This window comes from Muricomes intestini, assembly GCF_004346165.1.
Lineage (GTDB): Bacteria > Bacillota > Clostridia > Lachnospirales > Lachnospiraceae > Muricomes > Muricomes intestini.
In genome coordinates this window covers 18,169-28,485 of sequence record NZ_SLZZ01000036.1, presented here as the reverse complement: position 1 = coordinate 28,485, position 10,317 = coordinate 18,169, and the positions used below count along the sequence as shown (strand labels likewise).

The 10,317-nt window shown below is 40.7% G+C and carries 9 protein-coding genes; all 9 read right to left on the bottom strand.

Annotation, left to right across the window (positions count from 1 at the left end):
* Positions 1-217: 217 nt before the first annotated feature.
* On the bottom strand, positions 218-1,108 hold the full coding sequence (locus EDD59_RS16140) for a BclA C-terminal domain-containing protein (RefSeq protein WP_207670425.1): 891 nt from the start codon (positions 1,106-1,108) through the stop codon (positions 218-220).
* Between the two features lie 282 nt (positions 1,109-1,390).
* Positions 1,391-3,073, bottom strand: a complete 1,683-nt coding sequence (locus EDD59_RS16135; RefSeq protein WP_132383753.1) for a S8 family peptidase — start codon at positions 3,071-3,073, stop codon at positions 1,391-1,393.
* 79 nt (positions 3,074-3,152) lie between these two features.
* Positions 3,153-3,905: a LytR/AlgR family response regulator transcription factor gene (locus tag EDD59_RS16130; RefSeq protein ID WP_132383751.1), complete on the bottom strand. Its 753-nt coding sequence runs from the start codon at positions 3,903-3,905 to the stop codon at positions 3,153-3,155.
* 7 nt (positions 3,906-3,912) lie between these two features.
* The gene (locus EDD59_RS16125) at positions 3,913-4,428 is read right to left on the bottom strand and encodes an O-acetyl-ADP-ribose deacetylase (protein WP_207670424.1); all 516 of its coding nucleotides are present in this window, start codon (positions 4,426-4,428) and stop codon (positions 3,913-3,915) included.
* A gap of 66 nt (positions 4,429-4,494) precedes the next feature.
* On the bottom strand, positions 4,495-6,066 hold the full coding sequence (locus EDD59_RS18220) for a hypothetical protein (RefSeq protein WP_132383747.1): 1,572 nt from the start codon (positions 6,064-6,066) through the stop codon (positions 4,495-4,497).
* Positions 6,059-6,766: an ABC transporter ATP-binding protein gene (locus EDD59_RS16115; protein WP_132383745.1), complete on the bottom strand. Its 708-nt coding sequence runs from the start codon at positions 6,764-6,766 to the stop codon at positions 6,059-6,061. The genes EDD59_RS18220 and EDD59_RS16115 overlap by 8 nt, the downstream gene beginning before the upstream one ends.
* 317 nt (positions 6,767-7,083) lie before the next feature.
* Entirely contained in the window at positions 7,084-8,037 is a 954-nt protein-coding gene (locus EDD59_RS16110) for a DUF2935 domain-containing protein (protein ID WP_243117466.1), read from the bottom strand.
* A gap of 101 nt (positions 8,038-8,138) precedes the next feature.
* Entirely contained in the window at positions 8,139-9,452 is a 1,314-nt protein-coding gene (locus EDD59_RS16105) for an ABC transporter substrate-binding protein (RefSeq protein WP_132383743.1), read from the bottom strand.
* Positions 9,453-9,472: 20 nt separating this feature from the next.
* Complete coding sequence (locus tag EDD59_RS16100; RefSeq protein ID WP_165920977.1) at positions 9,473-10,315, bottom strand: carbohydrate ABC transporter permease; 843 nt, start codon at positions 10,313-10,315, stop codon at positions 9,473-9,475.
* Between the last annotated feature and the right edge of the window lie 2 nt (positions 10,316-10,317).

Sequence of the window (10,317 nt, the reverse complement as noted above, 5' to 3'; positions counted from 1 at the left end):
AAGCTTATGCGGTGCAAAAACTTTTGTATTTGTCATATTTTTTTAGGGTATGTAGAACTTAATCTTTCATACCGGGTTTACTTTTGTAATTCAGGGCTCATTCAGGCTCTATTCTTTTTTTAAGTTAAGCTAGATTTTTAGGGAGATGTTCCAGAAAAAAGAAAAGATAGGCGGAAGATATCCTCCGCCCATCTTTTACTTAAAAAATTTCAATTATCTAGCTCAGCCTTATAATTGTAAGAGAAGCGCCCTGGGAGAGAGTTGCAATATCTCCCGCCCCGCCAAACAGTACAAGGGATATAACATCCCCGGCTGTTAGTTGGATAAGGCTAGTCAAAGACGTAGAAAGAAGATTCTCATCTGTAGTGGAATCTGTAATGGATGGCTGGTAAACCGTAGGCGGTGCTCCGGCAAATATAGCAGCGCCAATCGGTGGGTTATCAACCGTTACGTCCACCGAATAAGAAACAAGGTAGGTTCCACTTTCAGCTACCTGGAATTGCGTGCCTCCTGCAACCGGGGTAATATTAGGAGAGCTGACCGTGGTATTAAGGTCGACGGGTATTCCTCCATTAGCCAGTAGGTCCAGTGTATAGGTTCCGGTATCTTGAAAAGCCAAAAAAGCGGTTTGCGTTACATTGGGACCGGTCGGGCCTGTGGGACCTATCGGGCCTGCTGGGCCTGCGGCTCCGTCTGCTCCTGCTGCTCCGTCTGCTCCTGTGGGACCTGTGGGACCGGTGGGGCCTATAGCTCCGTCTGCCCCCGTTGCTCCTGTGGGACCGGTGGGACCGGTCGGGCCTGCGGCTCCGTCTGCCCCCGTTGCTCCTGTGGGACCTATCGGGCCTGCTGGGCCTATAGCTCCGTCTGCCCCCGTTGCTCCTGTGGGGCCTGTCGGGCCCATCGGACCTGCGGCTCCATCTGCTCCTGTAGGACCTGTTGCACCTGTAGGACCTGTCGCTCCGGTTGAACCCGTTGCTCCTCTCGGACCTATATCGCCTCTTGGGCCTGCGTCACCTCTTGGACCTGTATCACCCACAGGACCTTGACTGCCGGCAGGACCTACCGGGCCCTCCGGACCTTCCGGTCCCATCGGTCCTCTTGGTCCCATCGGTCCTCTTGGGCCCATTGGACCGGTGGGTCCGGTGGGGCATACAGGTCTTGGATGGCAATTACAGGGATTACAGTTTGAATTATTATTGTAGCAACTTTGTTGTTCTATATTTTTATTTTCTATATTTTCATTTTCTTTCATAATTTTCATTCCTCATACTAAAACTAGTGTGCTTTTAGTATAGTATATACAGTATCCACAAAGTTGGTTACTTTCCGGTGTAAAATCTTATGCTTCACCGAACGTGAGAAAGTCAATCATACAGCACACTGGACTTTTTTACGTCAGACTTCTAAATGTCCCGAATATATCTATTATTCCGTATCCCCATATAGGATTGGGATAAGTAATGTTGTCCCGCCTTATAGCCCCGCGAATAAGTAATCTGCTTATATCCCGTCCGGAAATTGTTGTATAGTTTCCTCTTAAAATTGCCCATTCCATAAGAATTGCAACAATACCGGTACTATGAGCTGCTGCTGCCCCTGTTCCGGTTGCACTTCCATACAAATTATTGGGAGCAGGGCAGGTAAGTCCAAATCCGGGGGCTGCAATATCAGGAGCTACTCCGCCGCTTGACGTAAACCCTCTGCTTGAACTAATAAGAATACTGCTGTCTGTCTGGTTATAAGCAGTTACTGTCAAAGGATTGCGCGCATTTCCCGGAGCGGTAATTGTTACATTGGGGTCTGATTCCAAAAAAAAGGTTTCGCCTGAAATAAGATTTCCTGAAGGAAGCCATGCGTCAAAATGAGAATACAGATTGTCAATGGCAATAATCCGGATATTCCAAACTCCGCTGGCAGTATTTTCAAACCTTAAAAGTATCAGCTGTTCTCCTGTTTCTTCTTCCAGCATTATGTTATTTATGAAAACCCTTGATGGCTCAAAAACAAAATTATATTCCACACAAGTATTAAACTTAGGATATATCGGTTCTGTCCACTCACCGGAGGGTGATTGAAGCTGCATTGCCAGTCTTCCAGGTGACTTTTGCCATATTTGCATTGAAAAATTTTTATCCTGTTTGCCAATACTAAGTTCAAAATTGCTGAATGTCCGGCCTGCCGCAGTTTCTCCCCTATAGTGCCGCCGTGTATTGCCTTCATTGCCACCTGCAACGCATACTGCTACTCTGGGGATCGTAGATAAGACATTCAGATACACAGCCAACGCATCATGACCATCATGATCTCCCTGACTTGAACCGATACCAATACAAATAACCACCGGGCGATTTAATCTTTGTGCGACTGACATTATATATTTAACGCCCAAAAAAATATTGGTCTCCGCATAACAGAGTACAGTATCATCTATACCAAATACCTTCCGGTTATAGTATTTTGCAGGGGCAAGCTTCACAACAACCAGTTCTGCTTCAGGTGCCACACCGGAAAATTCTCTTTGGGGATTTGGATTTCCCGCTGCAATTCCTGCCAACATAGTACCATGGCCATCTTCGTCGATGCTGGGGACGACCATAAGCGGATTGTCTTCACGCAGTGCAATATTAATCTGCGTCTTATTATACTCTGCCCCAAATTCAAATCTTGAAGGAGGCATTCCATTTACAATAGTCTGATCCCAAATTGAAAACAAACGAGTTGTTCCATCAACATTTAAAAAGGCCTCATGCTGATAATCAATCCCTGTATCAACAAATCCAATTAAAATACCCTGTCCAAAAAGAGCCAGATTGGGATTATTCCAAACAGCAGTTACCCCCGACTTTTCTAAGCTAACCAGTGAATTTGGTGTATATATTGAGGGAAATGTATGGTAAGGATGCCTTCCCATAATACACATGTTAAATTTGTTCTCCGGCATATGAATAATAGAATTTCTATCATTAATCCTCGTTATATCATATTCTCCATCAAAATTTTTAGCTAATGTGTTTTCAATTAATAAGTCAAAGTAGTTCTCATCTAATATTTTATGAATGGGGCTCTCCTCCATTTATTGTTATCCGTATAATTTATTCCTGCTAATTGTTTTTGTGTGTGATACTTCCACTTCATAATTATTGTGACATAGATCATAGTATTTTCTCCTGTTTATTGTAAATATGAAAATACGAAATATACTCAGAAAAAGCCTCTTTTAGTGACCGCATATAAGTAGTCCCTATGGGAACTACTTCTCCTGTTTTTAACAATAACTCCTGCTGCTGGAACACTGCAATGTAAGGCAGGTGCACTAAAAAGGACCGATGGGAGCGGACAAAATTATAATCGGAAAGCTTATTTTCAAGCTGTGACATATTGGCATAAAATTTAGCCTTTTTCCCATTATCATAGTGTATAGTTACAAGTCTTCTACAAATTTCAAAATGGGAGATATCACGAATCGGAACTACGCCTGTCTTACCATCAAACTCAAAACAAAACAACTCGTCCTCTTTTTTAGATACAAGTTCTACAGCTTTTAGAAACGTCTTTTCAAATTTAGATGTACTAGTATCATCCTTTAATAGATAATGGACTGCGTTTACATCAAAAGCCTCATATACATAATCTTCATAGCTGGTTAAAAAAACAATTTGGGCCTTACAATTGTGATCCCGCAGCTTCCTGGCTGTTTCCATTCCATCCATTTTGTCCATTAAAATATCTAAATAAACAATGTCCACTTCCTCCGGCATATCCATATACCGAAAGAGCAGCGATTCCCCACTGTAAAAACAGGAGAGTTCAATCTTAATCTGATGCTTTTTGGCTACCTGGTTTATTAATTCTGCATACATACCGGCCGTATCGCTGTTATCATCACATAACGCTATTTTTAACATTATGATATCACCTCCGCCTGTTGTTAATAATCTGATGATAAAGCTCTTCCGTTTCTCCGTCAAACGCCACCAGCCATACTTCAAAATCCTTGTCCCCCCGATTCTTCGTCACCTGTAAAATCGTGTCAACGGCAATCTTGGCAGCTTCATCTTTCGGATATCCATAAATACCTGTGGAAATAGCCGGAAATGCAATGGATTTACACCCATTTTCAATTGCAAGATTTAAAGAATTCCGATAACAGTCTGCCAGTTGTTCCGGTTCTCCTCTGTGACCGCCGTGCCAGATTGGTCCAACTGTATGAATCACATACTTAGCCGGCAACTTATATCCCTTAGTGATTTTTGCCTCTCCCATTTCACAGCCATGTAAGGTCCTACACTCCTTTAATAATTCCTTTCCTGCCGCCCGATGAATTGCGCCATCTACACCGCCGCCACCAAGAAGTGATGAGTTAGCTGCGTTTACGATAGCATCAACATTTAATCTTGTAATGTCTGCTGTTAAGACTTTAATATGCATATTCATATTCCTTCCTATATTTCCTCTATTATAAATTTGGATAATTTGATAACCTATCCTATTGTTTTATATCCTAAGCTTAAAGGTTTTTGGTGCCAGCTTGTAGATTAAAATACAAGCTGCAATACTATACAGAACGCAGAAAACTATTGTCATCATGCCAAACATCAGTGTCTGCATATGCAGCTTCATCATAAAGTAGCAAACCAGATACGTAGCTGACATCACAAGCTGATAAGTCCCACTCTTCATTTCAGTTCCTGCATTATACGGCTGCAGTAAATAATAAATAGTGAGGTAATGCACAGAGAAGAAGAGGCTCATACAAAGGATTGATACAATTATCACCACATAATTCATTGGATTGTCAGTACCCCCCGAAGCATAGAGGACGAGGGCCAGCCCGACACCAATAATCAGTGCCGGTACCGCATTGATTTTCATTATTTCACGCAGGCGAATCTGGAAAAGCTTCAACACGGATTTAGACTGTTTATAAAATGAATATGTCAAAAGGCTGTGGTCACAATTCATAAACAATGCTCTGGTAAACCCTGTACCCCGGTTGAGCGCATACATGATAAATACAAAATAAGGGAGCCATGTTAAAATTAGCTCATTGATTTTCTTATTGATTCCCGGAGCCAAATACATAATAAGAAGTATACCGCAAATGAGACAGATACATACTAAAGTAATTTTCTGGGTAGATTTCCAAAGTATTTTGTGATGGCGTTTGATAAACAGCTCATTGAGATATTCGTAGCCTTTCCGATTGCTGCTAATTGACGTATCCGTGGAAATCGTTTTTTCACTGGCTTTTCTGGTATTTTGTATAACAGTATCCATCTGATTCATCATTTGAGAAAGCATCTGCCGGTTAATCTCCCGGTAGTACCCAAAAGAAATAATTTTACGGATACTGACTGCCCCTGCCGGAATAAATGAGAGCATCAATATGGCTGAAACAATATGCGGCAACACAATTCCCGCAGCCGGCAGGCCGTATGCTGCACCCAAAAGAAGTGCCATAAGCAACCATAAATATTTGCTGATGCTATTCTCATTATAGACAAATCCGCGCCGCTCATAATCCCAGAGCGAGGCTGCAGCAACCGTCAATTTTAATCCTGCAATTGAAAACGGAATTGCCAGGCAAAGCCAAACCGGCAGTCCTCTCTTCACTCCAAACCAAAGAGTGAATGGCGCAAAGCCAAGGATGACCTTGATGATAGAATAAGTATAGTTAACCAGCGTATACTCTCTTGCATTCATCCGCATAAGGATCATGGCGTAATATTTGTCTCGCGAGGGGTTAAAGAGACTGGTGTTCGAAAATGCGCCGATAACAGTCAAAAACAGTAGAATGTGCATAAATAAATAGCTCCCGGGCACTTGTCTGTACAGTAACCCCATTCCATATACCATCGTGAGTAAATATAGTAGTTTTCCTATAAAAATAGAAAGGATTTCCCAAAGCACTGAAAGAACATTTGCAAAGATTTTTAAACCTCTCTCTTTATACAATGCTTCCGGCAGCAATTTCTTTACAATGGGTATCTGTTTAAGTGAATACAGGATGCCATTCACAAGATACGTATTTTTCAAGGAAAAGGAAATCTGTAGTGTCTTATTCATACCCATCCTCCCGCAATGCAGCTATAATCTTTTCTTTAAACGCATGACTATCCAGATCGGACTTCTCCACTTCCTCCAGTTCACCATGACTAAGCAGAACAATTTCATCGCATAAATCAAGAGCCAAATCCATAATATGAGTTGAAAAAATTGTAATGCGGCCCCGCTTCAAAGAACGCAGCAGCTGTTTCATCTCTTCGGCAACAACAACATCAAGTGATGTCAGCGGTTCGTCAAGAAGCAGGATGTTCGGCTGTGCGATAATATTGATAAGCATCTGCATCTTATTCTTCATACCATGTGAGTAATCTTTCAAGAGCTTGTCTCTGTCATCCGGAGCAATTTTCATATACTCGAAATATTCATCAATGGACTTCGTACTCTGAACAGATCTCTCATTGATCTCCAGAAAAAACTTAAGAAACTCCCTGCCTGTCAGAAATTCAGGTACTGTAGGTGTTGACAGTACATATCCGATATCTTCCGGCACACTCTCCCGGAGAGTACCATCCAACTCCAGATAAAATCTGCCGCTATCCTTTTTAATGTCCCGGTTCAGGCAGTTGAATAGTGTGGTTTTGCCTGCACCATTTCTCCCCAAAAGTCCATAAATCTTACCCTCTTCAAAAGTAAAATTAATATCGTGAAGCACTTCTTTCTTTTCAAAGTGCTTCGTCAAATGCTCAATAACAAATTTCATAAAATCCTCCTGTATATCGCAATATTACCCACTTAGTCCTAAACCATGATATGATGTAGTATATACGACCAGTAAGATAATTTCAAACTCAATATAAATATAAATAGCAAAAGCTGGAAATCCACCGATAAAAATCAGTCACTCCCAGCTTAATCCTCAAAAATTTAGGGTATAATGTTTTCAATTTTTCATATATACCGGAAATAAGTGCAATAGTTCCTTCTTCCATTATTACCCATATAAATTTGATATTCCATTATCTGTTATCCTCCTACAGGTTTAACACTTGGGGTTGATGCTTTGGGTACAGCTATCTGTTACCTCTTCATTCTCATTAATAACCTCAAATAATGATTGGCCTCCCGCAGCACATGATCTGCTAATAGTGGAGGGATAACAGATTTTATTCTGCATTTTAGCAAACCTTCAGCGGATGACATCTTAAATTTCCTTATTTCTTCTGTAGAATCAAAACTTCTCTGAAGAATTTGATTTTCAGCGGTTCGAATACATTCTTCTACCAGTTTTGCGAATGATTTTGCCGATGTCTCTGCTGTTTTTTTCAAAGCTTTCTCTGTAGGATCCAGCATTCCATCAATGAATTGTGCGTGCTCACCCATTATATTATTCCAGAAATTCAATTCTCCACAAAGAGTTCTTCTTGGAAGAACCCTGTTTTGTAACGAGCTTAATATTTGCAGATAGTACTCTGCTTCGCGGGTATCATGCTCCAACATTTCATCATACAGGCTGATAAATATCTTACACTCCAATGATAAAGCCAGCAGTTTCTTTTGAAATGCAATTGTTTCTCTAAGCAGGGAATAGGATCTGTTATTTATATTAGTTACTACATTTCCCAGCCATGCTTGATAATTACGATTTGATCCGCTGCTTAATTTGCATTCATCCTTTGTAATTTGTGTGTTAATCTTTGCACCGGTTAACATTGCATTTAATTCTTCTGCCCTTAGAGTAAATGGTGTAACGATTTCATCAGATTGTATAGCCTTTTCAGATACCACACCGTTCGCATAGTATACTGTGTCTGCCAGAAGCTGTTCAAACTGCTGCTTTAGCATCTTTGCTTTTGCAATATTATCAGCTTCAACCGGCTGTAAATTCGTCTCTATAAAAAATAAATGTTCCTTCATAATCCTTTGAAAGAAAAGATTTATCTCTATAGAAACTTGAATAAATTCCCTCTGTGATAGCAAAACAGTTCCCTCTTTCATAATTTCACTTAGTATATAGTATGATACCAGGGTCAAAAGGTTATGCGTTTCATGCTTGCATGAAAAAGCATGACCTTGGGACCCTGGTATCATAGTATTATGAAAAAAGAAAAATGTACCCAATTCCTCTATAAATATCAACGTTTGGCAAGGTACTCATCAAGAGCCTCCTGTGCTGTCTTCTGTGCTTTATCCAAAGCTTCTTTTGCAGAAACATTTTCAATTTCTATCAAATCACCGGCATCTGTGATTGCCTGAAATATTTTTCCTCCTGTTGGATCAATAAAATTAGGCCGGGCAATTTTAGCCTGTTCAATTGGGACAGAAGCCCAGGGATGTTCTTGAAGATATGTCTGGAAGTCACTATCCTCCATAACAGAACTGCGAACCGGAACATACCCTGTAGCCATAGCAATCCTCCCATTGTTCTCTGCACTTGTCAAATAAGAAAGCCATTTAAACCCTGCCTCCTTCTGATCCTCTGACGCGCCCTTCAGTACAGCACAGGTAAGCGCATCTGCATATGGATTTGGCGGATAATCCCCGAATCCAGGCTGGATATGTACCCCTATTTTTGTAAAATCCAGATCAGCCATATCACCGCTTGAGCCCACATATCCGGCTGCACGCCCCTGCATGACATCATCAATTGTTTTATACCAATACTCCCACCCATCACCGCCAAAATGAATTGTCATAATTTTGTCTTCATGAATACACTTCCGTATAAACTCCCAGGCCTCTATCCATTCCTTAGTGTTTAGTGTCACTTTTGTTCCATCATCATTTAAAATAGAGGCACCATTTGAATAGGCAATATCCATAAGATTTTCTTCACCATACATAGGCTCCCAGCCATAAACACTTGTCTCTCCATTTTCTTTTACTGCCAAACTTCTTGCTGCCTCGCCAAGATTCTGCCAACTTAGAAAGGCTTCATCAGGATTAATGCCAGCCTTTTCGAATAGATCTTTACGATAGTACATGACCTGTGTTGTACCATAGGCCGGCAATGCATAAATTTTATTATCTAATCTGCAGTAGTTCATAAAGGATTCCACAAAGTCTTCCGGGTAAAAATCTTTATCAGCTTTAATGTATTCATCTAGTGACTCTATAATACCACGGCTCGCAAACTGTTTCAGATCAGCCGGCCCCATCAGAGCAGTTGCAGGAACATCATCAGATGCAACCGCAGCCTGAAGCATTTTTTTCGTCTCATCATATTCAGACTGCTGAACGCCAATTACTTCAATTTCCTCCTGAGAATCATTAAAAGATCCGATAATATCCTCCATAGTTTCGCCTAGGGTTCCGCCCAAGCCATACCAGAACTCTATTTCTGTTTTTCCACTAGCGTTTTTTTCACTTTCACTATTTGATTTCCCGCAGCTCGTTATGGTAATAATTACTGTCAAAAGCAGGCAACAGGCCATTTGTATTTTCTTCATAATCTCCTCCTCATGGATAATTATTCTTTAACTGCAGCGTCACTTGTAATACCATTTATAATCCATTTCTCACAAAAGAAAAAAACCAGAAGAAGAGGTATAATAATGCAGCAGCAGGCAGCCATAATTGTGCCCCATTTCATTCCGTAGGCTCCCTGTGAAGAAAAGAAAGACCTTAACCCCATACTTACAAAATATTTTTCTTTATCCCTCAGGATTAAAGAGGGCCATAGATAATTGTTATAATTTCCTATAAATGAAAGGAGTCCAAGCGTAACAAAAGAGGATGCTGACATAGGAACAACAATCCTCCAGAAAATCTGCCAATGTCCCGCCCCATCCACTTTTGCAGCATTGATAATAGATGTATTAATACGGCTAAAGGCCGTCATGAAGAAAAAGATATTAAATATGCTGGCGGAACAGGAAATAATATAGCCGGCATGCGTATTCATGAGGCCTGCCTTAGACAAAATCATGTAAGACGGAATGTGGGTGGCGGCGGAAGGCATAATATAAGTTGCCATAATTAATGCAAACAATACCTTTTTCCCTTTGAAATGGATATATGTTAATGCATATGCAAACAAGGCTGAATTAACCAGCACGATGATGGTACAGATTACAGCAGTATAAGAGCTGTTCCAGATATACCGGAGAAACATTCCATCTGAAAACACTTCTTTATAGTTGTTCCATTGTGCAATTTCTGGGAACATAGACGGCGGCATTCTCCAGATTTCATCCTTTGTTTTTATAGAATTGGTCAGCATCCATAAAAAGGGGAACGCCACGACAAAGCATAAAAATATAAGCGCTATGTGTAAAACAATCTTTGATATAATAGGATCCTTTTTTTTCAAAG

What these genes read in the sequence shown, in the direction of transcription:
- EDD59_RS18220 (WP_132383747.1), bottom strand. Translation starts at nt 6,066, where the DNA reads ATGAATAAGACACTACAGATTTCCTTTTCCTTGAAAAATACGTATCTT.
- EDD59_RS16140 (WP_207670425.1), bottom strand. Translation starts at nt 1,108, where the DNA reads ATGGGACCAAGAGGACCGATGGGACCGGAAGGTCCGGAGGGCCCGGTA.
- EDD59_RS16115 (WP_132383745.1), bottom strand. Translation starts at nt 6,766, where the DNA reads ATGAAATTTGTTATTGAGCATTTGACGAAGCACTTTGAAAAGAAAGAA.
- EDD59_RS16130 (WP_132383751.1), bottom strand. Translation starts at nt 3,905, where the DNA reads ATGTTAAAAATAGCGTTATGTGATGATAACAGCGATACGGCCGGTATG.
- EDD59_RS16105 (WP_132383743.1), bottom strand. Translation starts at nt 9,452, where the DNA reads ATGAAGAAAATACAAATGGCCTGTTGCCTGCTTTTGACAGTAATTATT.
- EDD59_RS16135 (WP_132383753.1), bottom strand. Translation starts at nt 3,073, where the DNA reads ATGGAGGAGAGCCCCATTCATAAAATATTAGATGAGAACTACTTTGAC.
- EDD59_RS16125 (WP_207670424.1), bottom strand. Translation starts at nt 4,428, where the DNA reads ATGCATATTAAAGTCTTAACAGCAGACATTACAAGATTAAATGTTGAT.